The sequence below is a fragment of the Myxococcus qinghaiensis genome, assembly GCF_024198215.1.
Classification (GTDB): Bacteria; Myxococcota; Myxococcia; order Myxococcales; family Myxococcaceae; genus Myxococcus; species Myxococcus qinghaiensis.
In genome coordinates, this window is the sequence record NZ_JAKCFA010000018.1 from 139,776 (window position 1) to 163,113 (window position 23,338).

The 23,338-nt window shown below is 67.1% G+C and carries 34 protein-coding genes; 30 read left to right on the plus strand and 4 right to left on the minus strand.

Annotated elements, in window-relative coordinates; all coding sequences use genetic code 11:
- The first annotated feature begins 33 nt into the window (after window positions 1–33).
- The 27 genes from rplB to rplQ all read left to right on the plus strand — a co-directional run bounded on the left by rplB (window position 34) and on the right by rplQ (window position 15,472).
- Window positions 34–879: a 50S ribosomal protein L2 gene (gene rplB, locus LZ199_RS30195; RefSeq protein ID WP_253997237.1), complete on the plus strand. Its 846-nt coding sequence runs from the start codon at window positions 34–36 to the stop codon at window positions 877–879.
- A gap of 15 nt (window positions 880–894) precedes the next feature.
- Window positions 895–1,182 (plus strand): 30S ribosomal protein S19, encoded by a 288-nt coding sequence (rpsS, locus tag LZ199_RS30200; protein ID WP_046714300.1) that lies wholly within the window; start codon window positions 895–897, stop codon window positions 1,180–1,182.
- A gap of 35 nt (window positions 1,183–1,217) precedes the next feature.
- Entirely contained in the window at window positions 1,218–1,562 is a 345-nt protein-coding gene (gene rplV, locus LZ199_RS30205; RefSeq protein WP_141643994.1) for a 50S ribosomal protein L22, read from the plus strand.
- Window positions 1,563–1,602: 40 nt separating this feature from the next.
- On the plus strand, window positions 1,603–2,265 hold the full coding sequence (gene rpsC / locus LZ199_RS30210) for a 30S ribosomal protein S3 (protein WP_163870399.1): 663 nt from the start codon (window positions 1,603–1,605) through the stop codon (window positions 2,263–2,265).
- A gap of 66 nt (window positions 2,266–2,331) precedes the next feature.
- Complete coding sequence (gene rplP / locus LZ199_RS30215; protein WP_141643995.1) at window positions 2,332–2,751, plus strand: 50S ribosomal protein L16; 420 nt, start codon at window positions 2,332–2,334, stop codon at window positions 2,749–2,751.
- 43 nt (window positions 2,752–2,794) lie between these two features.
- Window positions 2,795–3,010, plus strand: a complete 216-nt coding sequence (gene rpmC, locus LZ199_RS30220) for a 50S ribosomal protein L29 (protein ID WP_174459337.1) — start codon at window positions 2,795–2,797, stop codon at window positions 3,008–3,010.
- Between the two features lie 92 nt (window positions 3,011–3,102).
- The gene (rpsQ, locus tag LZ199_RS30225; protein ID WP_253997238.1) at window positions 3,103–3,429 is read left to right on the plus strand and encodes a 30S ribosomal protein S17; all 327 of its coding nucleotides are present in this window, start codon (window positions 3,103–3,105) and stop codon (window positions 3,427–3,429) included.
- 66 nt (window positions 3,430–3,495) lie between these two features.
- The gene (gene rplN / locus LZ199_RS30230; protein WP_163870400.1) at window positions 3,496–3,864 is read left to right on the plus strand and encodes a 50S ribosomal protein L14; all 369 of its coding nucleotides are present in this window, start codon (window positions 3,496–3,498) and stop codon (window positions 3,862–3,864) included.
- 46 nt (window positions 3,865–3,910) lie between these two features.
- On the plus strand, window positions 3,911–4,240 hold the full coding sequence (gene rplX / locus LZ199_RS30235; protein ID WP_163870401.1) for a 50S ribosomal protein L24: 330 nt from the start codon (window positions 3,911–3,913) through the stop codon (window positions 4,238–4,240).
- Window positions 4,241–4,543: 303 nt separating this feature from the next.
- Window positions 4,544–5,074 (plus strand): 50S ribosomal protein L5, encoded by a 531-nt coding sequence (gene rplE / locus LZ199_RS30240; RefSeq protein ID WP_253997327.1) that lies wholly within the window; start codon window positions 4,544–4,546, stop codon window positions 5,072–5,074.
- Between the two features lie 26 nt (window positions 5,075–5,100).
- On the plus strand, window positions 5,101–5,286 hold the full coding sequence (locus LZ199_RS30245) for a type Z 30S ribosomal protein S14 (RefSeq protein ID WP_015350175.1): 186 nt from the start codon (window positions 5,101–5,103) through the stop codon (window positions 5,284–5,286).
- 191 nt (window positions 5,287–5,477) lie between these two features.
- Window positions 5,478–5,882, plus strand: a complete 405-nt coding sequence (rpsH, locus tag LZ199_RS30250; protein WP_141644000.1) for a 30S ribosomal protein S8 — start codon at window positions 5,478–5,480, stop codon at window positions 5,880–5,882.
- A gap of 64 nt (window positions 5,883–5,946) precedes the next feature.
- Window positions 5,947–6,513, plus strand: a complete 567-nt coding sequence (rplF, locus tag LZ199_RS30255; protein ID WP_253997239.1) for a 50S ribosomal protein L6 — start codon at window positions 5,947–5,949, stop codon at window positions 6,511–6,513.
- A 108-nt stretch (window positions 6,514–6,621) separates the two neighbouring features.
- Window positions 6,622–6,978: a 50S ribosomal protein L18 gene (rplR, locus tag LZ199_RS30260; RefSeq protein WP_141644002.1), complete on the plus strand. Its 357-nt coding sequence runs from the start codon at window positions 6,622–6,624 to the stop codon at window positions 6,976–6,978.
- 19 nt (window positions 6,979–6,997) lie between these two features.
- Window positions 6,998–7,519, plus strand: a complete 522-nt coding sequence (gene rpsE / locus LZ199_RS30265) for a 30S ribosomal protein S5 (protein WP_046714290.1) — start codon at window positions 6,998–7,000, stop codon at window positions 7,517–7,519.
- A gap of 2 nt (window positions 7,520–7,521) precedes the next feature.
- Window positions 7,522–7,791 carry a 50S ribosomal protein L30 gene (rpmD, locus tag LZ199_RS30270; protein ID WP_253997240.1) on the plus strand — a complete coding sequence of 90 codons (270 nt, stop codon included), beginning with the start codon at window positions 7,522–7,524 and terminating at the stop codon, window positions 7,789–7,791.
- 19 nt (window positions 7,792–7,810) lie between these two features.
- A complete protein-coding gene (rplO, locus tag LZ199_RS30275; RefSeq protein WP_253997241.1) occupies window positions 7,811–8,338 on the plus strand; it encodes a 50S ribosomal protein L15 in 528 nt (175 codons plus the stop codon).
- A 134-nt stretch (window positions 8,339–8,472) separates the two neighbouring features.
- The gene (gene secY, locus LZ199_RS30280) at window positions 8,473–9,819 is read left to right on the plus strand and encodes a preprotein translocase subunit SecY (RefSeq protein ID WP_253997242.1); all 1,347 of its coding nucleotides are present in this window, start codon (window positions 8,473–8,475) and stop codon (window positions 9,817–9,819) included.
- 162 nt (window positions 9,820–9,981) lie between these two features.
- On the plus strand, window positions 9,982–10,635 hold the full coding sequence (locus LZ199_RS30285) for an adenylate kinase (protein WP_253997243.1): 654 nt from the start codon (window positions 9,982–9,984) through the stop codon (window positions 10,633–10,635).
- A gap of 97 nt (window positions 10,636–10,732) precedes the next feature.
- Window positions 10,733–11,491 (plus strand): type I methionyl aminopeptidase, encoded by a 759-nt coding sequence (gene map / locus LZ199_RS30290; RefSeq protein WP_253997244.1) that lies wholly within the window; start codon window positions 10,733–10,735, stop codon window positions 11,489–11,491.
- A 152-nt stretch (window positions 11,492–11,643) separates the two neighbouring features.
- On the plus strand, window positions 11,644–11,862 hold the full coding sequence (infA, locus tag LZ199_RS30295) for a translation initiation factor IF-1 (protein WP_002614803.1): 219 nt from the start codon (window positions 11,644–11,646) through the stop codon (window positions 11,860–11,862).
- A gap of 75 nt (window positions 11,863–11,937) precedes the next feature.
- Window positions 11,938–12,054 (plus strand): 50S ribosomal protein L36, encoded by a 117-nt coding sequence (gene rpmJ / locus LZ199_RS30300; RefSeq protein WP_002633586.1) that lies wholly within the window; start codon window positions 11,938–11,940, stop codon window positions 12,052–12,054.
- A 54-nt stretch (window positions 12,055–12,108) separates the two neighbouring features.
- Complete coding sequence (gene rpsM / locus LZ199_RS30305; protein ID WP_141644008.1) at window positions 12,109–12,492, plus strand: 30S ribosomal protein S13; 384 nt, start codon at window positions 12,109–12,111, stop codon at window positions 12,490–12,492.
- Between the two features lie 62 nt (window positions 12,493–12,554).
- Entirely contained in the window at window positions 12,555–12,995 is a 441-nt protein-coding gene (rpsK, locus tag LZ199_RS30310) for a 30S ribosomal protein S11 (RefSeq protein WP_163870410.1), read from the plus strand.
- Window positions 12,996–13,067: 72 nt separating this feature from the next.
- The gene (rpsD, locus tag LZ199_RS30315; protein WP_253997245.1) at window positions 13,068–13,694 is read left to right on the plus strand and encodes a 30S ribosomal protein S4; all 627 of its coding nucleotides are present in this window, start codon (window positions 13,068–13,070) and stop codon (window positions 13,692–13,694) included.
- A 160-nt stretch (window positions 13,695–13,854) separates the two neighbouring features.
- Window positions 13,855–14,877 carry a DNA-directed RNA polymerase subunit alpha gene (locus tag LZ199_RS30320; RefSeq protein WP_163870411.1) on the plus strand — a complete coding sequence of 341 codons (1,023 nt, stop codon included), beginning with the start codon at window positions 13,855–13,857 and terminating at the stop codon, window positions 14,875–14,877.
- A 181-nt stretch (window positions 14,878–15,058) separates the two neighbouring features.
- Window positions 15,059–15,472 (plus strand): 50S ribosomal protein L17, encoded by a 414-nt coding sequence (gene rplQ, locus LZ199_RS30325; RefSeq protein WP_163870412.1) that lies wholly within the window; start codon window positions 15,059–15,061, stop codon window positions 15,470–15,472.
- 108 nt (window positions 15,473–15,580) lie between these two features.
- Here the strand turns inward: rplQ and LZ199_RS30330 are convergent, their stop codons facing one another.
- The 3 genes from LZ199_RS30330 to LZ199_RS30340 all read right to left on the minus strand — a co-directional run bounded on the left by LZ199_RS30330 (window position 15,581) and on the right by LZ199_RS30340 (window position 18,465).
- A complete protein-coding gene (locus LZ199_RS30330) occupies window positions 15,581–16,165 on the minus strand; it encodes a hypothetical protein (RefSeq protein ID WP_253997246.1) in 585 nt (194 codons plus the stop codon).
- Between the two features lie 111 nt (window positions 16,166–16,276).
- Window positions 16,277–17,665, minus strand: a complete 1,389-nt coding sequence (locus LZ199_RS30335; RefSeq protein WP_253997247.1) for a tetratricopeptide repeat protein — start codon at window positions 17,663–17,665, stop codon at window positions 16,277–16,279.
- A gap of 11 nt (window positions 17,666–17,676) precedes the next feature.
- Window positions 17,677–18,465 (minus strand): lysophospholipid acyltransferase family protein, encoded by a 789-nt coding sequence (locus LZ199_RS30340; RefSeq protein ID WP_253997328.1) that lies wholly within the window; start codon window positions 18,463–18,465, stop codon window positions 17,677–17,679.
- A gap of 243 nt (window positions 18,466–18,708) precedes the next feature.
- Between LZ199_RS30340 and LZ199_RS30345 the strand changes: the two genes are divergently transcribed.
- Genes LZ199_RS30345 through LZ199_RS30355 form a run of 3 tightly spaced genes read left to right on the plus strand, consistent with a single transcriptional unit; the run spans window position 18,709 to window position 22,263 of the window.
- Window positions 18,709–19,323, plus strand: a complete 615-nt coding sequence (locus LZ199_RS30345) for a deoxynucleoside kinase (RefSeq protein WP_174459327.1) — start codon at window positions 18,709–18,711, stop codon at window positions 19,321–19,323.
- Window positions 19,323–20,495, plus strand: a complete 1,173-nt coding sequence (locus LZ199_RS30350; protein WP_253997248.1) for a DUF2314 domain-containing protein — start codon at window positions 19,323–19,325, stop codon at window positions 20,493–20,495. Before LZ199_RS30345 ends, LZ199_RS30350 begins: the two co-directional genes overlap by 1 nt.
- A 52-nt stretch (window positions 20,496–20,547) precedes the next feature.
- Entirely contained in the window at window positions 20,548–22,263 is a 1,716-nt protein-coding gene (locus tag LZ199_RS30355) for an FHA domain-containing protein (RefSeq protein WP_253997249.1), read from the plus strand.
- Window positions 22,264–22,470: 207 nt separating this feature from the next.
- Here LZ199_RS30355 and LZ199_RS30360 read toward each other — a convergent pair whose 3' ends face one another.
- On the minus strand, window positions 22,471–23,313 hold the full coding sequence (locus tag LZ199_RS30360) for a DMT family transporter (RefSeq protein ID WP_253997329.1): 843 nt from the start codon (window positions 23,311–23,313) through the stop codon (window positions 22,471–22,473).
- Between the last annotated feature and the right edge of the window lie 25 nt (window positions 23,314–23,338).

Consider the following 23,338-nt stretch of genomic DNA (forward strand, 5'->3'; position numbering starts at 1 on the left):
CTACGGCGTTGAGGTCAGCCTGAGGAACACACCATGGGCATCAAGAAGTACAAGCCGACAAGCGCCGCCCGCCGTCACATGACGGTGTCCGATTTCGCGGACATCACCAAGGACGCGCCCGAGAAGAAGCTGACCGAGCCGCTCCGGCGCTCGGGTGGCCGCAACGTGCACGGACACATCACCCGGCGTCACCAGGGTGGTGGTCACAAGCGCCGCTACCGCGTCATCGACTTCAAGCGTCGTGACAAGGACGGCGTGCCGGCCAAGGTCACCGCGGTGGAGTACGACCCGAACCGCACCGCCAACATCGCCCTGCTGACGTACGCGGACGGTGAGAAGCGCTACATCCTGGCCCCGGTGGGCCTGAATGTGGGCGACACGGTGTTCGCCGGCGAGACCGCCGACATCCGTCCGGGCAACTCCCTGCCGCTGCAGAACATCCCGGTGGGTACCGTCATCCACAACGTGGAGCTGAAGCCGGGCCGTGGCGCCCAGGTCATCCGCTCCGCGGGAACCTCCGGACAGCTGATGGCGAAGGAGGGCCGCTACGCGCAGGTGCGCATGCCTTCCGGAACCGTCCGCATGGTCCTCATCGAGTGCCGCGCCACCGTGGGCCAGGTGGGCAACATCGAGCACGAGATCATCCGCGTTGGCAAGGCGGGTAAGAGCCGCTGGCTGGGCATCCGCCCGACGGTTCGTGGTCTCGCGATGAACCCCGTGGATCACCCGCACGGTGGTGGTGAGGGTAAGTCCGGACAGGGTAACCCGCACCCGGTGTCGCCGTGGGGCAAGAAGACCAAGGGTCTCACCACGCGCACCAACAAGCGTACCGACAAGTTCATCGTGAGCGGCCGCCGCCAGGGCGCGCGCAGCCAGTAAGAGGATTCGCAAGCCATGGCTCGTTCGATCAAGAAGGGTCCGTTCGTCGACGACTTCCTCGTCAAGAAGATCGAGGACATGATCAAGACGAACAAGAAGACTGTCGTGAAGACGTGGTCCCGCCGCTCCACCATCCTTCCGGAGTTCGTGGGTCACACCTTCGCGGTGCACAACGGGAAGAAGTTCATCCCGGTGTTCGTCACGGAGAACATGGTGGGCCACAAGCTCGGCGAGTTCGCCCCGACGCGTACGTTCGGTGGACACTCGGCGGAGAAGAAGGTCGCCAAGGCCCCGGGCAAGTAGCCTGGCGCATTGCCTGAGAGCCTGAGGAGATGACCATGGAGTCGACTGCACATCTGCGTTTCCTGCGCATGAGCCCCCGCAAGCTGTCCGTCGTTGCGGCGCTCATCCGGGGCAAGCCCGTTGAGGCTGCCCTCAACATCCTGAAGTTCACCAAGCGCGCCGCGGCCCTGCCGGTGGAGAAGCTCATCAAGAGCGCCGTGGCCAACGCGACGGACCTGTCCAAGGGGCAGGTCGACGTGGACACGCTCTACGTCAAGACCATCTCGGTGGACCAGGGTCCTACCCAGCGCCGGTTCATGCCGCGCGCCATGGGTCGGGCCACCCCGATCAAGAAGAAGACCGCCCACGTCCATGTGGTGCTGGCCGAGGCCAAGAAGTAGGACCCGTCGGGCCCCGCCCGGACGTTCAAGGAGATTCACGTTGGGACAGAAAGTTCATCCGATCGGGTTCCGGCTTGGCGTCATCAAGACCTGGGACTCCAAGTGGTTCGAGCACAAGAACTACGCGCAGTGGCTCCATGAAGACATCCGCATCCGCGAGTTCGTGAAGAAGTCGCTGAACCACGCGGGCGTGTCCAAGGTGGAGATCGAGCGCGCAGCCAACAAGGTGAAGGTCAACGTCCACACCGCGCGTCCGGGTATCGTCATCGGCAAGCGCGGCGCGGGCATCGAGACGGTGAAGAAGGACCTCCAGCAGTTCACGAAGAACGAGGTCTTCCTCAACATCGTCGAGGTCCGCAAGGCGGAGACCGACGCGCAGCTGGTGGCGGAGAACATCGCCACGCAGCTCGAGCGTCGCATCGCGTTCCGTCGCGCCATGAAGAAGGCGCTTCAGACGGCGATGAAGTTCGGAGCCAAGGGCATCCGCGTGGCCTGCTCGGGCCGCCTGGGTGGCGCCGAGATGGCTCGCTACGAGTGGTACCGCGAGGGCCGCGTGCCCCTGCACACCCTCCGCGCGGACATCGACTATGGCTTCGCCGAGGCCAAGACGACCTACGGCAAGATCGGCTGCAAGGTCTGGGTCTGCAAGGGCGAGGTTCTCCCGGGCAAGGGCGGCGCGGCCCCCATGCCTTCCAACCGCTAAGAGCCCTCCCGCTTTGGGCGCTCTCGAGAGAGGGCGCCCGGGGCAGGGCAGTGAAGGACAGCGACGATGCTTCAGCCTGCACGTACGAAGTACCGCAAGATGCACAAGGGCCGCACGCCTGGCGCCGCGCACCGTGGCAGTGACTTGACCTACGGTGAGTTCGGCCTCATGAGCCTGCAGCCGGGGTGGATTACGTCCCGGCAGATCGAGGCGGCTCGTATCGCGATGACCCGCCACGTGAAGCGCGGCGGCAAGATCTGGATCCGAATCTTCCCGGACAAGCCCATCACCAAGAAGCCCGCCGAGACCCGAATGGGTACCGGTAAGGGTGGCGTGGAGTACTACGTCGCGGTGGTGAAGCCCGGCCGCATCCTCTACGAGATGGAGGGGATGACGACCGAGGTGGCCACGGGGGCGCTGAAGCTGGCGCAGGCGAAGCTGCCGGTGCTCACGCGTATCGTGACGCGCACGGACCTGAGCCTCTAGGCACCGCGGCGGGAGCCGCCCTCGGGTGGGCTCCCGCACGCATGTGGAGATAGCAATGGCGACTGCGAAGGAACTGAGGGAGCTGTCGGCGGACGACCTGCAGCGGCGGGCGACGGAACTGCGTGAGACGCTGTTCCAGGACCAGCTCAAGCGGCGGACCGGCTCGCTGGACAGCCCGGCGGAGCGGACCCTGCACCGGCGTGACCTGGCCCGTGTGCTGGCGGTTCTCGGCGAGAAGAAGAAGGCGGCGAAGGCCTGAGGGCCTGAGTCGCGATTCCTCCAAGCGCGCTCGCTCACGGCGGGTGCGTACGGCCATCCGGGAAGCGAGAGCGCCCGGGTGCATGAGAGACAGTGAGAACGAAGATGGCTGAAACGACTGAAGCGCCCAAGGCAGAGACCTCCACCCGCGGCCGTCCGAAGACGCGCGTGGGTATCGTCACCTCCAACAAGATGCAGAAGACGGTCGTGGTCACCGTCCAGCGCCGGGCTCCCCACCCGAAGTACGGGAAGATCATGAGCCTGCGCGAGAAGTACAAGGCGCACGTGGAGGACCACGACTATCCGAAGAAGATCACCATCAACGAGGGTGATCGGGTCCGGATCGCCGAGACCAAGCCCGCCTCGAAGGACAAGCGCTGGCGTGTGGTCGAGGTGCTGGAGAAGAGCAAGAACGTCTAGCACGCACCTCCACCTGCGCGGCCGTGAGGCGGTGTGGTGGAGTCACCGGCGATAGGAGATTCCCAGATGATTCAGATGACGAGCGTGCTCGACGTGGCGGACAACTCGGGCGCGAAGAAGGTGTTCTGCATCAAGGTGCTCGGCGGTTCGAAGCGCAAGTACGCGTCCATCGGCGACGTCATCGTCGTGTCGATCCGCGAGGCGCTGCCCAACTCGAAGGTGAAGAAGGGTGACGTGGCCAAGGCCGTCATCGTCCGCACCAAGCGCGAGGTGGGTCGGGCCGACGGCAGCTTCATCAAGTTCGATGGCAACTCCGCGGTCCTCATCAACAAGGACATGGAGCCCATTGGTACGCGCATCTTCGGGCCGGTGGCCCGTGAGCTCCGCGCCCGCAAGTTCATGAAGATCATCTCGCTGGCGCCCGAAGTCCTCTGAGAGGACCGCAGGCCGGACGGCGAGCAGCCAGAGAGACGAGGAAGCCATGCAGAAGATGAAAGTGGGAGACACGGTCCAGGTCATGGCCGGGGCCGAAGCCTCCGAGAAGAACCCCGCGACGAAGCGCGGCAAGGTGCTGAAGATCGACCGGGAGGCCGGCCGCGTGACCGTGGAAGGTCTGCGCCTGGTCAAGCGTCATCAGAAGAAGACGCCCCAGAACCCCGAGGGCGGCATTGTCGAGAAGCCCGGCACCATCGCCCTGGCGAATGTCCAGGTCGTTTGCGCCAAGTGCGACAAGCCGACCCGCGTGGGAGTCAAGACCGAGGGCGAGAAGCTCCAGCGGTTCTGCAAGAACTGCGACGCGCTGATTGACTAGGAGTCCCTGTTGGGGCATGTATGCGCGCCCTTCTGTCCGCCCTGGTGGGCGGGTAGGGGGGCGTGCAGGCAACGAGGGCCTGGGTAGTTCCAGGGCCCTCGCGGTGTTTTCAGTTTCCAGATGAAGGACTGATCGGACGCGCTGGGTTCACAACGGCGCCCCGAAGCAGAGGATACGACGATGGCTGACGAGAAGAAGCCGGACCAGAAGGAAAAGAAGGCGAAGCGGGGCAAGAAGGAAGAGGCCAAGAAGGTCGGCTTCGCGGCGAACATCGAGGAAGGCCTCGAGAGCAAGCCGGCCCGCATGAAGGAGCGCTTCCGCAAGGAAGGGGTGCCCGCCCTGATGAAGGAGCTGGGCCTCAAGAACCCGATGGAGGTTCCGCGTCTCCAGAAGATCGTCGTCAACATGGGTCTGGGCGAGGCGCTCGCCAACAACAAGATCCTGGAGTCGGCGGTGGACCAGCTCGCGGCGATCACGGGCCAGAAGCCCATCGTCACGCGCGCCCGCAAGTCCATCGCGAACTTCAAGCTGCGCCAGGGCCAGGCCATCGGTGCCGCCGTGACGCTGCGTGGCACTCGCATGTACGAGTTCATGGACCGCCTCATCACCGTGGCGCTGCCGCGCGTGCGTGACTTCAAGGGCGTGTCCCCGAAGGCTTTCGATGGGAAGGGCAACTACACGCTCGGCGTCCGCGAGCAGATCATCTTCCCTGAGATCAACTACGACCAGATCGAGAAGGTGAAGGGGCTCAACATCAGCTTCGTCACCACCGCCGCGAACGACGAGCAGGGGCTGGCGCTGTTGCGTCACTTCGGCATGCCGTTCCGTCAGTAAGCCCTCGAGCCAAGGACCTCAAGACAATGGCCAAGCTCTCCAAGATCGCCCAGGCGAAGCGCAAGCCGAAGTTCGCCGTGCGCCAGTACAACCGCTGCCCGCTGTGCGGTCGGCCTCGTGCCTTCCTGCGCAAGTTCAAGATGTGCCGCATCTGCCTGCGCAACCGTGCGCTGCGCGGTGAGATCACCGGCGTCACCAAGTCGTCCTGGTAGCCGGAAGGGCAGGGTGCTGAGGGGCTCGAATGGGCTCATCGGCACCCTGGGCGCGCTCCGGGAGGAGTTCGCTCAAGCGAAGTTTCAACCTCAGCAGTGGCGGTCGGCGCGAACCCCCGGGATGGGCCCGGCAGGCGCGGCGGCCGCGAACGCGAGATGCTCGATGAGGGCTCTTGCTTGGAAGGTAGCTCATGCCGGTCAATGATCCAGTTGGCGACATGCTGACCCGCCTGCGCAATGCTTCGCGCGCGCGTCACGACAAGGTCGTCATTCCCCACTCGAAGCTCAAGCTCGAGATCATCAAAGTCCTCAAGGATGAGGGCTACATCGGGGAGTTCGCCGTCGCCACCCCCGAGGGCTCGCCGCAGAGCGAGATCACCGTGCAGCTCAAGTACGGTCCCGACCGCAGCCCCGCCATCACCGGCATCCGCCGCGTGTCCAAGCCGGGCCTCCGTCGCTACTGCGGCGTGAGCGACATCCCGCAGGTGCTGGGTGGAATGGGTATCTCCATCCTCTCCACTTCGCGCGGCATCCTGGTGGACTCCGAGGCCCGCAAGCAGAAGGCGGGCGGCGAGCTGCTCTGCACCGTCTACTAGCCAGCTGCCAGGTGGCCGCGCCTCGCGAGAGTGCGCGCCCCGGGCATACAGGACCGAGGCAACCATGAGTCGGATTGGAAAACTGGCGATCAAGCTCGGCGACAAGACGAAGGCCATCGTCGCCGGCCAGCAGGTGAATTTCGAGGGCCCCAAGGGCAAGCTGTCCGTGAAGCTGCCCGCCCGGGTCAAGGTGGAGATCAAGGACGGTCAGGTCAGCGTGCAGCGCGAGGATGACTCTCGCGAAGCGCGCAGCCTGCACGGCCTGACCCGCACCATCCTCGCGAACGCGGCGAAGGGCGTGTCCACCGGCTTCGAGCGGAAGCTGGACATCCGCGGCGTTGGTTTCCGCGCCGAGGTGAAGGGCAAGGCCATCCACTTCGCGCTGGGCTACTCCCACCCGGTGGTGTTCAACCTGCCGGAGGGCGTGACGGCCGAAGTGGACAAGGCGGCCCGCACCGAGGACAGCCTCCCCACCGTGGGACTGACGCTCCGCTCGGCGGACAAGGAAGTGCTTGGCGCGACGGCGGTGAACATCCGCTCGCTGCGTCCTCCCGAGCCCTACAAGGGCAAGGGAATCAAGTACTCCGAGGAGCGCATCCGTCGTAAGGAGGGCAAGACCGGAACGACCTAGTCGTTTCGTCTGTCCTGAAGGTTCCCAATCCCGTCGGGCCCATGGGGTCCGACGGCATCATCCGGCGGTGGAAGTCCGCATCACCGCCGGAAGGACAAGGAAGCAGCCATGCCGACGAAGATCGATTCGCGTCTCAAGAGGAAGAACCGCATCCGCAAGAAGCTCTCGGGCACCACCGAGCGGCCGCGGCTTTCCGTTTACAAGAGCCTCAAGCACATCTACGCGCAGGTGGTGGACGACACCACTGGCAAGACCCTCGCGTTTGCCTCGTCGCTGTCCAAGGATCTGAAGGGCCAGGACGAAGGCGACAAGAAGGCGGACGCGAAGCGGGTCGGCGCCCTGATCGCGCAGAAGTGCAAGGCTGCCAACGTCGAGGCGGTGGTGTTCGACCGCAACGGCTTCCCCTATCACGGGCGCATCGCCGCCGTGGCTGACGCCGCGCGCGAGGCCGGGCTGAAGTTCTAGCTTTCGAAAGGATTTCCAAGTGGCAACTCCGATCAATCCGAACGATCTGGACCTCACCGACCGCGTGGTGAACATCAACCGCGTGGCCAAGGTCGTGAAGGGCGGCCGCCGGTTCTCGTTCGCCGCCCTGGTGGTGGTGGGCGACGGCGCGGGACACGTGGGCGTCGGCCTGGGCAAGGCCAACGAGGTCCCTGAAGCCATCCGCAAGGGTGGCGAGAACGCGAAGAAGAACCTGTTCCGCGTTCCGCTCATGGGTCACACGATTCCGCACGAGGTGCTCGGGCACTTTGGCGCCGGCTGGGTGCTGTTGAAGCCGGCCAGCGAAGGTACGGGCGTCATCGCCGGTGGCGCGGTGCGCGCGGTTCTTGAGGCGGCGGGCATCCGCAACATCCTGACGAAGAGCCAGGGTTCGCGGAATCCGCACAACGTGCTGAAGGCCACGGTTGCTGGCCTGAAGCTGCTGCGCAGCGCGGCTCAGGTGTCGCGGCTGCGTGGCAAGGACGTCGAGTCGGCGAAGCTCGCCGGGGAGCAGAGGGGCTAGCCATGGCGCTCAAGGTGAAGCTGACGAAGAGCTACGCGGGCGCTTCCGAGGACATGCTGGCCACCATCCGTGGCCTGGGTCTGAAGAAGTTCGGTCAAGAGCGCCTGCTCAAGGACACCCCTGCCATCCGTGGGATGGCGTTCAAGGTGAAGCACCTGGTCTCCCTGGAGACGGTGACCACCGAGGCGCCGGCGCCGAAGCGCCGCAAGCCGCGCAAGATCGCCCTGCGGGATCGCGCGCGCGCCTACCAGGCCAAGCAGACCAAGGCCTGAGCACGAGAGGACTGAGACAATGAGCACTCTGCACGATTTGAAGCGTCCCTCGCGCTCGTGGCACCGCAAGAAGCGGGTGGGTCGCGGCCAGGGTTCTGGCCTGGGCAAGACGGCCGGCCGTGGTGGCAAGGGTCAGAAGGCCCGTTCCGGCAACATGCGGTTCGAGGGCTTCGAGGGCGGTCAGAGCCCCCTGCAGCGCCGCCTTCCGAAGTTTGGCTTCAACTCCCCCAACCGCACGGTGTACGCGGTGGTGAACCTGTCGGATGTGGACACCCACTTCGACGCGGGCGCCACGGTGGATGAGGCCTCCTTGAAGAAGGCCGGTCTGGTCAAGGGTCGCTACCACGGCGTGAAGCTGCTGGGGCACGGCACGCTGACCAAGAAGGTCACCATCGTGGTCCACAAGGCCTCCGAGGCCGCGAAGTCGGCGGTCGAGAAGGCGGGCGGCGCGGTGGATGTCCTTCCGCTGATGGCCCACAAGCCCGAAGCGGCCGCGAAGGCCCATGCTGGCAAGGGCGTCAAGGCCCCTCGGCAGCCCAAGGCTTGAGCATGTTCGGCGCGCATCACTTGTCGGTGGTGCGCGCCATTTCGCTTGTGTAGGCTTCTGCGCCCCTTTCCCGTCCGTGGAACAGGGGCGTTTTGTCGTCCTGGCAGAACCCTCACGAAGAGGATGGCTACCCCGTGGCTCTCAATGCCTTCGCCAACGTCTTCCGCATCGCGGAGCTGCGCAGCCGGCTCGCGTACACGCTAGCCCTGCTGGCCGTGTACCGCATCGGCATCTTCATCAATACGCCAGGCGTGGACCGGGCTGCGATGAACGCCTTCATGGACGCCCAGAAGCAGTCGGGCGGACTGGTGTCGCTGTTCAACCTCTTCTCCGGCGGCGCGCTGGAGCAGATGTCCATCTTCGGATTGGGCATCATGCCTTACGTCAGCGCCTCCATCATCATGCAGCTGCTGGCGGTGGTCATCCCCAGCCTGGAGCGACTGCAGAAGGAGGGCGCGGCGGGGCGGCAGAAGATCAACCAGTACACCCGCTACGGCACCATCGTCCTCTCCGTCATCCAGGGTATCGGCATCTCCCGGTGGCTGGCGTCCCTGGGGCGCTCGGACGCGGGGCAGAGCGGCTTCAACCAGGTGGTGGTGCCGGACGACAGCGTCTGGTTCACCTTCATGACGGTCATCAGCCTGACGGCCGGTACGGCCTTCATCATGTGGCTGGGTGAGCGCATCACCGAGCGCGGCATCGGCAACGGCATCTCGCTCATCATCTTCGCGGGCATCGTCGCCGGTGTGCTCCCGGGCGCCAAGACGCTGCTGGACCTGACGCGGCAGGAAGTCATCGCGGTGGCCGAGGTCCTGGCGCTGCTGTTCTTCATGCTCCTCATCATCGCGGTGGTGGTCTACGTGGAGCGCGGCATGCGCCGCATCCCCATCCAGTACGCCAAGCGCATGGCGGGGCGCCGGATGTTCGCGGGCCAGGCCACGTACTTCCCGATGAAGGTCAACACCGCGGGCGTCATCCCGCCCATTTTCGCGGGCGCGGTGCTGTCGTTCCCGGCCACGCTGGGCACGTGGTTCCCGTTCCTTCAGGACGTGCAGCGCGCCATTGAAGGCAACCTGTGGATCTACAACGGCCTGTTCGTGCTGATGGTCATCTTCTTCGCCTACTTCTACACGGCGCTGACCTTCCGGCCGGATGACGTGGCGGACAACATCAAGAAGCAGGGTGGCTACATCCCCGGCATCCGCCCGGGTCGTCAGACGGCGGAGTTCATCGAGCGAGTGCTGAACCGGCTCACGTTCGGTGGCGCGCTGTACCTGGCGGTCATCTGCGTGATCCCCTCCGTCATCAGCGGCCTGCTCAACGTGCGCTTCACCTTCGGCGGCACCGCGCTGCTGATCGTGGTGGGCGTGGCGCTGGACACGGTGCAGCAGATCGAGGGTCACCTCATCAGCCGCAACTACGAGGGCTTCGCCGGGCCTCGTGGCCCGCGCATCCGCGGCCGGGTGCGCGTGGCGGCCTGAGTCACGACGTTCACGTCCCGGGCGCCTCTCCCCGTCGTGGGGAGGGGCGCCTCGTCGTTCCGGGCTGAAGTCATTCAAGATATTCGGTGGTGCACATGGGGGGCGCTTGGAAGCTTCGTGGCCGACGACTTCCGTGCCTTCCTTGGGAGCTGAGAGGAGCACATGAACCTGATCCTGTTGGGACCGCCGAACGCGGGGAAGGGTACCCAGGCGAAGAAGCTCTTCGCCGACTTCCACATCCCGCAGATCTCCACCGGTGACATTCTCCGCAAGGCAGTGGCGGAGGGGACAGAGCTGGGGAAGGTCGCGGGTCCGTTGATGGCGGCGGGCCAGTACGTGCCGGACGAAGTCGTCATCGGTATCGTCGAGGAGCGCTTGAAGCAGTCGGACGTGGCCCGGGGCTTCGTGCTGGATGGTTTCCCGCGCACGCCAGGCCAGGCTGACGCGCTGGACAGGATGCTGGGGCGGCTGGGCAAGCAGCTCGATGCGGTCGTCTCGCTCGAGGTGCCGCACAAGACGCTGGTGGAGCGTGGCTCCGGCCGGCGGGTGTGCCCCACGGATGGCAGCGTCTACCACGTCGACCAGAGCCCCCCGAAGCGCGCGGGGTACTGCGACAAGTGCGGCACGGGGCTCGTGCAGCGGCCGGACGACATGCCGGACGTCATCGAGAAGCGTCTGCAGAAGTACGACGCTGAGACGGCGCCCCTGAAGGCCTTCTACGCGAAGAAGGGTGTGCTCACGAGCGTGGACGGCGTGGGCTCCCCGGATGGAATCTACGAGGAGATCAAGAGCGCCGCGGGCAAGGGCAAGGCTTGATGACCGGACGTGCTGGCGAGCGGACGCGAGGCGCTTGCGGCGCCCGCGGAGGCTTGCCACCCGTTCTCCGTGCGCTGGTGGAGCGCATGGACCGCCCATGAGTCAGGTGGAGATCAAGTCCCGGGAAGAAATCGCCCTCATGCGCCAGGCCGGGCGCATCGTCGCTGACGTTCTGGACGCGCTGGAGAAGGCCGTCGTCCCGGGTGTCACCACCTGGGAACTGGACGCGCTGGCGGAGAAGCTGACGGCGGAGCGGGGTGCCAGGCCGGCGTTCAAGGGCTACCTCGGCTTCCCGTGTGTGTTGTGCGCCTCCATCAACGACGAGGTGGTGCACGGCATCCCCAGCAAGCGGCGGAAACTGGCCGAGGGCGACCTGATGAAGCTCGACTTCGGTGTGTCCTACAAGGGGTGGTTCGGGGACGCGGCGAGGACGGTTCCGGTGGGGAAGGTGTCCGCCGAGGCCCGATCGCTACTGGAAACGACCCGGGAATCGCTCCAGAAGGCCATCCAGGCGATGAAGCCGGGCAACCGGCTGGGCGATATAGGGCATGCTGTCCAGCGGCACGTGGAGGCCAGGGGGTACGCCGTGGTCCGGGATTTCACCGGCCATGGGATTGGCCGGAAGCTCCACGAGCAGCCCCACGTGCCCAACCACGGGCAGGCGGGGGCGGGGATGAAGCTCCGGGCGGGGATGGTCCTCGCGGTGGAGCCCATGGTCAACCAGGGCACCCACGAGGTGGAGATCCTGGACGACGACTGGACGGCGGTGACGGCGGACCGGAAGTTGTCCGCCCATTTCGAGCACACCATCCTCATCACGGACGGTGGCGCCGAAGTGCTCACCCGAGGGGCGTGAAGGCGGGCGGGACGGCGGGTGAAATGCGAAGATGTTACGGTGGGTTGGTAGGAATCCGAGTTTTCCCGCGCGGGACGCTTGCCACTTGCGGACCAAAGTGCTATCCCGCCGCGCTTCCAAGAGGTTCGTGGTCCGGGAAGAGGGTTTGACGCTTGCCGAAGGATGATTCCATTGAAGTAGAGGGGACGGTGATGGAGCCCCTCCCCAACGCGATGTTCCGCGTGGTGCTGGATAATGGCCACAAGGTGCTCGCGCACATCTCGGGCAAGATGAGGATGCACTTCATCCGCATCCTCCCGGGAGACAAGGTGAAGGTCGAGCTGTCTCCGTACGACCTGACGCGCGGACGGATCACGTACCGGGCGAAGTAGAAAAGGGCGCCACTCTGGGACTAGGGTGGCGGCCCTCATGACTTTTCATCTGTTCGAAGGAAGGAAGTTCGCTCCATGAAGGTTCGGGCGTCCGTCAAGAAGATCTGCGACAAGTGCAAGGTTGTTCGCCGCAAGGGCATCGTGCGCGTGATTTGCGCTTCCAACCCCCGGCACAAGCAGCGCCAGGGCTAACGGCCGGCAGGCCGTTGGCTTCAGACCAACTCCATTCAAGAAGGAAGACCGAAGATGGCTCGTATCGCCGGCATCGACCTGCCGCCCAACAAGCGCGCCGTGATCTCGCTCCAGTACATCTACGGGATCGGCAACAAGTCCGCGCAAGACATCATCGAGGCGGCGGGCATCGATCCCACCACCCGGACCAAGGACCTCACCGAGGACCAGGCTCGCAAGATCCGTGAGATCATCGAGGCCAGCTACAAGGTCGAGGGTGACCTCCGGCGTGAAGTGACGATGAACATCAAGCGTCTGATGGATCTGGGCTGCTACCGGGGCCTCCGTCACCGCAAGGGCCTGCCTGTCCGTGGCCAGCGCACCCATACCAACGCGCGTACCCGCAAGGGTCCGAAGCGTGGCATCGTCCGGGCGAAGCCTGCCGCTCCGGCTCGGTAAACCGCAGCGCCGGCCCGTGAGGTGCCGGCGTCGATCACCTCCTCTCAGGAGCAGCAACTCACATGGCTGACGAGATCAATACTTCGGCTGCGGCGCCTACGGGCACCGAGGGCGAGGCCCCTGCCGCGAAGAAGGCCAAGCGCAAGGGCAAGAAGAGCATTCTCAATGGCGTGGTCCACATCCAGTCCACGTTCAACAACACCATCATCACGATCACGGACGTGTCCGGGAACGTGATCTCCTGGTCCTCGGCCGGGGCGCGTGGCTTCAAGGGAAGCCGCAAGTCCACCCCGTTCGCCGCCCAGGTGGCCGCCGGCGATGCCGCGGCGAAGGCGATGGAGCACGGACTGAAGAACGTGTCCGTGTTCGTGAAGGGTCCGGGCGCGGGCCGTGAGTCGGCGCTGCGCGCGCTGGCCGCCGCCGGTCTGAAGATCAACCTCATCCGCGACGTGACGCCCATCCCGCACAACGGGTGCCGTCAGGCCAAGCGCCGCCGCGTCTAACCCCTTCGTCCGGGCCGCCCTTCGCGCTCGCGAGCGTGGGGGCGGCTCCAGATCACCTTTAAGGAGAAGTCTGTGGCCCGTTACACCGCGAGCGCTTGCCGTATCTGCCGGCGCGAAAACCTCAAGATGTACCTGAAGGGCGACCGCTGCTACACGGACAAGTGTGCCATCGAGCGCCGCCCGTATCCCCCCGGCCAGCACGGCCAGGGCCGCGTGAAGTTCTCTGGTTACGGCGTGCAGCTGCGCGAGAAGCAGAAGGTCAAGCGCATGTACGGCCTGCTGGAGAACCAGTTCCGCGGCTACTACCACCGCGCGTCCGCCGCCAAGGGCAAGACGGGTGAGAACCTCCTGCAGCAGCTGGAGCTCCGCCTGGACAACGTGGTGTTCCGCATGGGCTTCGCGGATACCCGTAACGAGGCGCGCCAGCTGGTTCGCCACGGCCACTTCCAGGTGAACGGCCGCAAGGTCAACATCCCCTCGTTCTCCATCAAGCCCGGCACGTCCGTCGAGGTGGTGGAGAAGAGCCGCAAGGTGCTGCGCATCTCCGAGGCGCTGGAGACCGTGGACCGCCGTGGCATTCCGCAGTGGATCGACCTGGACAAGAAGTCGTTCAAGGGCACGGTTCGCACGGTCCCCAACCGCGAGGACCTGACCATGCCGATCCAGGAGCAGCTCATCGTGGAGCTCTACTCCAAGTAGCCCCCGCGCCAGGCTGCAGCTGGCGCCTGGACGAGTTACTCAACGCCCTGGCCGACGAGGCCGGGGCGTCGTGCTTTATCCGCAGTCCCCTACGTGGCCATCCTCCCGCCGTCCCGGTGGGTAAGTCGGTGGTGGCGCACGTCTCGAGGAGTCGTACACCATGGCTGATACGTACATTGCGAAGAACTGGCGTGACCTCATCAAGCCGCGCCGCATGGAGGTGGATCAGGACAGCCTGACCCCCACCTACGGGAAGTTCATCGCGGAGCCGCTGGAGCGTGGCTTCGGCACCACCCTGGGCAACTCGCTGCGCCGGGTGCTCCTGTCGTCGCTGCAGGGCGCGGCCATCACCTCGGTGAAGATCGAGGGCGTGGACCACGAGTTCACCACCATCCCCGAGGTGTCCGAGGACGTCACGGACGTGGTGCTGAACCTGAAGGAAGTCCTCCTTCGGATGCACACGAACGAGCCGAAGACGCTGCGCATCGAGGCGGAAGGGCCCAAGGAAGTGAAGGCGGGTGACCTCATCACCGACGCCGACGTGGAGATCCTCAACCCGGGTCACCACATCTGCACCATCTCCGAGGGTGGCAAGCTCCGCATGGAGCTGCAGTGCCGCCGCGGCCGTGGCTACGTGCCGGCCAACTCGAACAAGGTGGTGGGTGCGCCCATCGGCACCATCCCCATCGACTCGCTGTTCTCGCCCACCCGCAAGGTGAACTACCAGGTCACCAACGCGCGCGTCGGTCAGGTCACCGACTTCGACAAGCTGTCGCTCGAGGTCTGGACGGACGGCTCGGTGTCCCCGCAGGACGCGGTGGCGTACGCGGCGAAGATCATCAAGGAGCAGCTCACCGTCTTCGTGAACTTCGACGAGACGGAGGAGCCGGTCATCGCCGAGGCGCCGAAGGAAGAGGCGAAGCTGAACGAGAACCTGTTCCGCTCGGTGGACGAGCTGGAGCTGTCGGTGCGTTCCGCGAACTGCCTGCAGCAGGCGAACATCAAGACCATCGGCGACCTGGTGCAGCGCACCGAGGCCGAGATGCTCAAGACGAAGAACTTCGGCCGCAAGTCGCTGAAGGAGATCAAGGAGATCCTCGCGGAGATGGGCCTGTCGCTCGGCATGAAGCTCGAGAACTGGCCCCCGAAGCAGGCTCCGGCCCCGGCGGCGCCGAAGGCGTAGAGTCTTCGTGGTACTTTCCTCCGCGCCCGCGACATGGCGGTACGCGGCGCGGAGGGAAGGGGTCCAGGGCGGTTGACCGGACCCGACCAGCAGTGGCGAGCCCCGTGTCGGGCTCACCCTTCCCACCCGGTACCTGATACGGCCGGAGTGGTGGCCCCTGACGGGGACCCGGAGCACGACGATGCGTCACAAGGTCGGACAACGAAAGCTGCACCGCACCACGAGCCACCGGCTCGCGATGCTCAACAACATGGTCACCTCGCTGCTCGAGCACCAGGCCATCCGCACCACCGTTCCCAAGGCCAAGGAGGCCCGGAAGATGGCGGAGCGCATCATCACGCTGGGCAAGCGTGGTGGGCTCTCCAACGTGCGTCTGGCGGCTCGGATCGTGAAGGACCGCGACGTGCTGCAGAAGGTCTTCAGCGAGTACAAGGACCGCTACGCCAACCGTCCCGGTGGCTACACCCGCATCATCCGCCTCGGCTTCCGCCGGGGTGATGCCGCGGAGATGGCCCTCCTGGAGCTGGTGGACCGGCCCGAGAAGAAGGCCGCTGCCGCCGAGGCTCCTGCCGCCGAAGAGACCAAGGCCGAGTAAGGCCGTCATCCGCACGCCCCTTCGCGAGGAGGGACGGGTGGAAACGCAGAGGGCGCTCTTCCCAACCGGAAGGGCGCCCTTCGTGTTTGCGGGGCTTCGAGGGGCTCGCTACTTCGGGCCGAGGAGGCGCTTCCACTCGTTGCGCAGATCCTCGGTGAGGTTCGCGCTGTCGTCGCTGCTGCGCATCTCCAGCGTGTCGAAGCGCAGGTCCGCGGGCGCGGCGCCACCCGTCCCCATGAGCTGCTTGGGCGTAATGGTGATGAACTCCCCGGCGCCCACGGAAGGCACGGCCGCGCGGTACTGGCCGTTGACGATGAGCGTGACGTCCTTCCACGCCTCCTTGCTCTCGTTCCAGATGGTGATGGAGGGCCGGTCCAGCTTGTCGCTGAGCACCAGCCGCGCGTCCATGTCACCCGTCTGCATGGAGCTGCCAGGGCAGGCGATGACGAAGCTCGCCACCGTCAGCGCCAGCCACCCGGCGATGATGGAGGCCTTGTACTTGAAGAAGCGGTCCCGCTGCCGGAAGTCCCCCGCGAACTCCTTCAAGATGGAGAGCGCGTTGAGGGCCTGGTTGGAGGCCTCGCCCGCGAGCCGCTTGCCCAGGGCACCGTCCTGCTTGCCCTTCTGGAGCGGGGCCGTGCGCGCGGCCGACATCACCCGCAGCGTCCCCGGGTCCGTCGGCGTGCGAGGCATGCCTGGACTGCTCGGCGTCCGGGGCTGAGTGCCGGGATTGGTTACCGTGCGCGGAGACTTGCGGCCATCACTCATCGGGCGCGAAGTGTAGAGGGCACGAGCCGGTGGTGGCTACTGGCCCTTGAGGGATTGCAGCGCGCGCGAGGCCACCGCGTTCTCCGGCTGCGCCTCCAGCACCTTGGAGAGCCAGCGCTCGGCTTCCTCGGCCGCCGACTTCCTCACCTGCGGGCGTGTGGACTTCATCGACTGCTCGGTGAAGAGCAGCCCCAGCCGCAGCGAGAACTCCACGTTCTCCGGGTCCTTTTCGACCACGTAGCGCAGCTCGCGCTCCGCGGCGGGATAGTCGGCCTCGAGCTGGTACACGAGCGCCAGCTTGCCCCGTGCGGGGATGGAGTCGGGCGACAGGGACACCGCCACGGTGAAGGCCTCGCGGGCCGCGACCAAATCTCTCCGCTCCAGGTGCAGATCTCCCAGCCGGAACCAGGCCGCGTCGAGCAACGGATGCAGCGAGACGGCCTTCTCGAACGACGCACGCGCCGCGTCCGGACGTTGCCGGGAGGCGTACAGCTCGCCCAGGTAGAGGTGGTTCTTCCCGTCGCGCGGAGCGCTTTCGATGGCCTGCTTGAACTCGTCCACCGCGCGGCCCGCGTCGTCCAGGCGCTGGTAGGCGAGGCCCAAGAGCGAGTGCAGCACCGCCAGGTCCGGGTAGTCGTGCAGCACCTCCTCGAAGGCGAGGATGGCGTGCTGGGGCGCATCCAGGTCATTCAGGTAGCGCAGGCCTTCTTCCAGCTTGGCCTCGGCCGCCTTGGGGATGCCGCCGAAGGGGTCGCTGACCTGCTCCATCAACGCGCGCGCGGTGGCCACGTCGGCGGGGGTGGGGCGGCCTCGGACGACGACACCCAGCGCCTCGACAGCGCCCGCGGAGTCACCGGTGCGGTGCAGCGCCTTGGCCAGGGGCAGGCGCCAGGCGGTGCGCTCGGGGGCGAGGGCCGCCGCGCGACGCAGGGGCTCCACGGCGGCGGCGTACTGCTCGGACTCCAGGCGGGCGACGCCCAGGCGGTGGTGATACTCGGCGGTGTCCGGGGAGAGGGTGATGGCGCGCTCGAAGGCCGTCACCGCCGGCGCGCCGGCGTCCTTGGCTCGCGAGAAGAGGGCGAGCCCGAGCATGTACTGGTCCACCGCGCGCTCGCTCGTGGCGATGCGCCCCTGGAGCTCTTCAATCCACGCGTCCGTGCGGCCCGCCTTCACCTGGGCCTCCGTCAGCGTCCGGGCCACGTCCAGGTCCTCGGGCGTCTTGGCGTGCAGCTCCTTCAGGAGGCCGAGCGCCTTCTGCGGCTGGTTCTCCTCCAGGTACGCCCGCGCCCGGGAGCGCTCGTCGGTCGGGCGGGGCGCGCCCGTGGTGGCCGAGGTGGTGTGGCCGCAGCCGGCGGCGAGCAGACCCAGGCCGAGTACGGCGGCGCGGACCCAGGGGCGAAAGCGGAAGGCGGGAGTCGTCGTCACGGGAGAACGTCTCAATTCGTGGAGGTGGCGCGGGCGGCGCTGATGCCTTCGAGGCCCGCGGCGGCGACGGAGTCCTCGGGGTCGCCACCCTTGCCGCCCAGCAAGAGGCTGTCGGCGATGATGACCTCCCGCACGGCGCGGGCGAGGCCCTCCCGGTCATTCTCCGCGAAGCCCGTGGTGTCGATGGGCTTGCCGATCTTCACGCGGATGGGGCCGGGGGTGATGTTCCAGCTGTCCTTGGGCATCAGGTCGCCAGAGCCCTCGATGGTGACGGGGCAGATGGGGACGCGGGCCTTGAGCGCAAGCGCGAAGGGGCCCTTCTTGAAGGGCAGGATGCGGCCGTCCGGTGAGCGGGTGCCTTCGGGGTACAGGAAGATGCTCGTCCCGGCGCGAATCTTCGCCGCGGCCACGTCCAGCGAGGCGATGGCCTTGGAGCGGTTGCTCCGGTTGACGAAGACATGGCCGGCGAGCGCGAGATACCAGCCGATGAACGGCACCCACTTGAGCTGGCTCTTGGCCACGTAACGGAAGGACACCGGCACGGCCATGAAGTGCGCGGGGATGTCGATGGTGGACTGGTGGTTGGCCACGTAGATGGTGGCCCGGTTGGGGTCCACGTTCTCCTGGCCCAGGACCTCCAGCTTCGCGCCACCGGCCCAGAGCAACACTGGAGACCAGATCTTGCGAGCCACCCAGACGGAGTTGGCCGGCCTCAACGTCAGCACCATCGCCAGGATGGCCAGCACGAAGCTGATGGGGGACCACACGCCCGCCGTCACGACACAGAAGAGCTTACGCATCATCCCTCAGCCCCCTCCTCGGGGCCGGTTCGTCGGGCGGGCGGAAGGCGCGGCCCGAGGGCAGCCCCACTGCGAGATGTCCTGTCTCGGACGGCCGGACAGGCGGCCGCACCCCGGAAGGTGGCGACGCCCAGGGGGGCGTGGCGAGAGGGACGGCACGGGGGCATGCACTTCTTCTACCACGAGCCTTCCTTACCTTGTTGCTGGTGCGCGCAGCTTGGCGGGGTTACAAGCAGGGGTGGCGTGGCCAGGAAAAAGTTTATCGCCATCGCGGGCAACATCGGCGCCGGGAAGACGGAGCTCACGTCCTTCCTATGCCGGAAGTACGGGTTGACCCCGTCCTTCGAGCCCAATGACCAAAACCCCTATCTCGCGGACTTCTACAAGGACATGAAGACGTGGGCCTTCCGCTCACAGCTCTTCTTCCTGACGCACAAGTTCCGCCTCCACCGGGAGTTGGAGCGCACGCCCGGTACCGTGTTGCAAGACCGCACCCTCTACGAGGACGCGGAGATCTTCGCCAAGAACCTCCACCGCCAGCGGCTCATCGACAAGCGGGACTGGAAGACGTACTGCGAGCTCTACGAGACCATCTCCGAGTCGCTGCGTCCGCCCGACCTGATGATCTACCTGCGCTGCCCCGTGCAGACGCTGAAGGAGCGCATCGCCCTGCGCGGCCGCTCCATGGAGAAGGACATCCCCACCCGCTACCTCCAGCGCCTCAATGCCCTGTATGAGGAATGGTTCGGTGCCTACCGGTTGTCTCCAGTCCTGGTGCTGGCCACCGACAAGCTCGACTACCTGACCGACCTGGTGGACCGCGTGGACCTCTTTCAGCAAATCGAGAAGCACCTGTGATGGAGGTCTACCTCCTGGCGACCGAGCAGGAAGGGCCCGCGCCGCTGGATGCCCTGCGTGCCTCGTTCGCGACGGACGAGGTGGAGTTCACCCCGGACGAGGACGGCCAGGGCTTCGTGCTCCGGGCGGACAGCTCGGAGGTCCATGTCCGGCTGACGGTGGGGCCCGACGGCCTGCCCAAGTTCAACAAGGCCGCGTACAGCGGCAGCCCGGAGGCCTTCTTGCGCCTGGGCAAGGCGAAGGCCTACTACCACCTGTCGCTGGAGCCGGGCGGCGCGCAGCCCACGTTGCCCGTGTTCGAGGCGCTGTGGGCCGTGCGCACCCTGCTGGAGCATGTGCCCGGGGTGCTGGTGGACCTGGCGGCCTTCAAGCTCCACGAGCCCGAGGACGTGGTGGAAATCACGGAGCTGGACTTCGACATCCGGGACCACGTCCACCTTCACGCGGTGGAGGTGACGGAGGGCGACACGCCGCTGTGGGTGCACTCGCACGGCATGGAGAAGTTCGGCGCGCGGGACTTGGAGATCTTCCACCTGGCGGAGCAGGACCTGCTGCCGGCGGAGAGCTTCCTGCACGAGCTGTGCACCGACCTGGCCTTCGGTCAGGGGCCCGCGCTGCGCTCGCAGGTGGGCACCAGTGAGGGGCAGCCGTTCATGGTGCTGCCTTCCGAGGAGGCTCGCGCCAACCTGCTCGGCGTGCCGCTGGAGACCTTCGAGGGACACGAGGGCCTCTTCCTCACGGTGGTGTCCCCCCTGGGGCGACACAACACGTCACAGCTCCTGGCGCCGTACCGGGAGCGCTTCACCCAGGAGCCGGAGGAGCAGACGGAGTCGATGCGCCGCGAGGCCCAGTCGCTCCTGCCCTCCTTCCTGGCGCGCTTCCAACGCCGGGGGCTGATGGAGCCGCTGACCTTCCTGGTGCGGGCTCCCTTCGACACCCATCCGGATGGGAACACCGTGGTGGAGAACCTCTGGCTGGAGCTGATGGCCCGGGACGACGGCACCCTCGTGGGCAAGCTGGTGGATGGCGCGGTGCACACCACCGAGTGGCGCAAGGGCGCCCACGTCGAGGTCGAGGAGACCCAGGTCAACGCGCTGGCGCTCAGCCGTGAGGGGAGAGCCCTGGATGAAGGGGAAATCCGGGCCCTGCTCAACGCAGAACGACCGATGTAGGGCGACGGGCGGCGCTTGCCCGTGTCCTCCGGGACGCTAGGCTCCGCGCCCCATGCCCGCACTCCTGCTGCTCACTGGCCCGTCCGCGGGGCGCCGATACGAGGTGCTCTCGGACATGGCCATTGGCCGCAGCCCCTCGTGTGAAATCCCCCTGCGGGATGACCAGGTCTCCCGCAAGCACGCGCAGCTGACGGTCCACGAGGGAGAGGTCCGGTTGACGGACCTGGGCTCGCGCAACGGGACGCTGCTCAACGGCGTGCGCATCAGCGGCGAGGTGGTGCTGCAGCCCGGAGACCGCGTCCGGTTGGGCCTGACGATGGCCGTCTTCGAGCCGCCCCCGGTGACGCTGGTGGAGGGGGGCCCCACGTCGCCGGGCCATGTGCCGATTGAAGAGGTGCTGCCTCACGTGGGCGCGGCGGCGGCGCTGTACTCGGCGGGCACGGCGCTGCTGGGGGCCACCAGCGAGGCCATGGTGCTGCGGCGTCTGGCGGACGAGGTTGCTCGGGCGCTGAGCGCGGACCGCGCCGCCGCGCTCCTGGGGAGCAACACCGGGCTGCTCACCGCGGCGGTGTCGGGCGCCGAGTCCATGTCCGTGCCCCGCTCGCTGGCGCAGGTGGCGCTGGAGCGCAAGGAGCTGGTCCAGGCGGAGACGGAGATGTGCGTGCCGCTCGTGGCCTCCGGAGGCATGCCCTTCGGCGTGCTCTACGCGACGCGCGCGGATTCGGCGTTCACCGGGGGCGAGGGACAGCTTCTCGCTGCGCTCGGGCGGCTCGGCGGCGAGGCGTATACGGCGGTGCGCTCGCGGATGGAGGCGGAGTCTCCCGCGCCCGTGCTGCTCGGGACGTCCAGGCCGCTGCGCGCGTTGGTGGATGGGGCGCGCCGGGCCGCGAACAGCGCCGCGCCCGTGGTGCTGTATGGCGAGCCGGGGACGGGCAAGACGCTGCTGGCCCGGGTCGTCCATGCGCGCTCGCCCCGGGCGCTGGAGCCGCTGGTGGTGGTGGACTGCCGGCAGCCCGCGGAGGTTGTCGAGGAGGTCCTCTTTGGCCGTGCCAGTGCGCCGGGGAATCCGCCTGGAGCCTCCGCGCTGCTGCGCGCGGACCGGGGCTCGTTGCTGCTCCAGCACGTCGATGCGCTGCCTCGGAACCTGGCCGAGCGGCTGGCTCGATTGCTGGCCCGGCGCGTGGCTCCGGCCCGGCAGGGCGGCGAGGAGCCCGTGGATGTGCGGTTGCTCGTCACGGCCTCGGTTCCGGTGGCCCTGTTGGGGACTCGGGGCGAGGTGGATGCCGCGCTCGCGCGGACGCTGATGGGCTTCGAGCTGGAAGTGCCTCCGTTGCGAGAGCGCCGGGCGGATGTGCTCACGCTGTTCGATGGGTTCCTGTCGCGCGCGGCGCGGCGGGTGCGAAAAGAGCCTCCCGCGCTGGGCGTGGATGCCCGGCGCCTGCTGGCGGACTACCCGTGGCCGCACAACGTTCGGGAACTGGAGCTCGTGGGGGAGCGGCTGGGGTTGCTCTATGCCGGAGGCCGGGTGGGGGCGCTGCAGCTTCCGCCGGAGGTCCAGCAAGGTGGCCCGGCCAGTGACAGTCAGACGCTCCAGTCCCGCGTGGGCCGGCTGGAGCGCGACGCCATCGCGGAGGCGCTGCGGGAAGCCGGCGGGAAGAAGGTCCGTGCCGCCGCGCTACTGGGCATCAGCCGCCCCACGCTCGACAAGAAGATAGAGGAGTACGGCCTCGCGGTGGAGCGAGGGCGGCGGGGGGAAGACGGGCGCTGATTCAGTGCGGCCCGCGTGGCCCTGCAACACACCTCGTGGTGGATTGATGGCTCGTCGCGGTGGACCGCCTCGCGTCTCGCAGAGGGATTTCCACGGAGCAGGCCTGGGACGGCGTCATGCCTCGCGGCGAGACAGGCGCCGACACGACTCGGGCTGGTTTTCGTGCCCGTCGAGCGGTGGTCAACACGGCTCAGCCGTAGCCCGGCGTCACTTCCTGCGACTGAGCAGCACGCCGGCGAGGATGAGCGCGGCGCCGAGGGCCTGCAGCAGCGTGGGCTTCTCTCCCCGCACTCCCCAGGCGGTGAGCGCCGCCACGACAGGCACTCCCGTGTTGTAGAGCGAGGCGCGCGCGCTGCCCACCTTCTGCACCGTGCGCCCCCAGATGAAGTAGCTGAGCACCAGTGGAATCAGCGCCGAGTACACCACGCCCGCCCATGCCCCCGCGCCGATGCTCCCCACGTCCAGCGCGAGCACCGACGGCACTCCCGCCAGCACCACCCCCGGCGCTCCCGTCAGCATGGTGATGGCGGTGATGCGCAGCGCCGACACCTCGTTGCCCAGCGAGCGGATGCCCACGGTGTAGAGGGCCCAGCAGACACAGGCCACCAGGATGAGCCCGTCTCCCAGCCTCGTGTCCGTACCCAGCGAGGGGCCTCGCGCCGCCACCACCAGCAGCATTCCCACCACCGCCAGCGACATGCCCATCACCAGCGGCCGGTTGAGCCGCTCGACTCCCAGCGCCGCGCCCAGGGCCGCCACCAGCACCGGCGTCACTGCCACCAGCATCCCGCTGTTGGCCGCCGTCGTGTTCGACAGCCCCAGGATGAAGCAGAGCTGGTACGCCGTGTTGCCCACCAGCCCGAGCACCGCGAGCTTGAGGAACACCGGCCTCGACAGCGGCTTCCAGCCCTCCACCGCCAGCAGCAACCCCGCCATGGCCACCGAGGCCACCGCGAAACGCACCGACATGAAGGCCAGGGGCGGAATCGTCCCCAGGGCCTCCTTCACCACCGTGTAGTTGGTGCCCCAGACAATCACGACACCGAGGATGGCCAGGTCGGACGCCGAGAAGGCG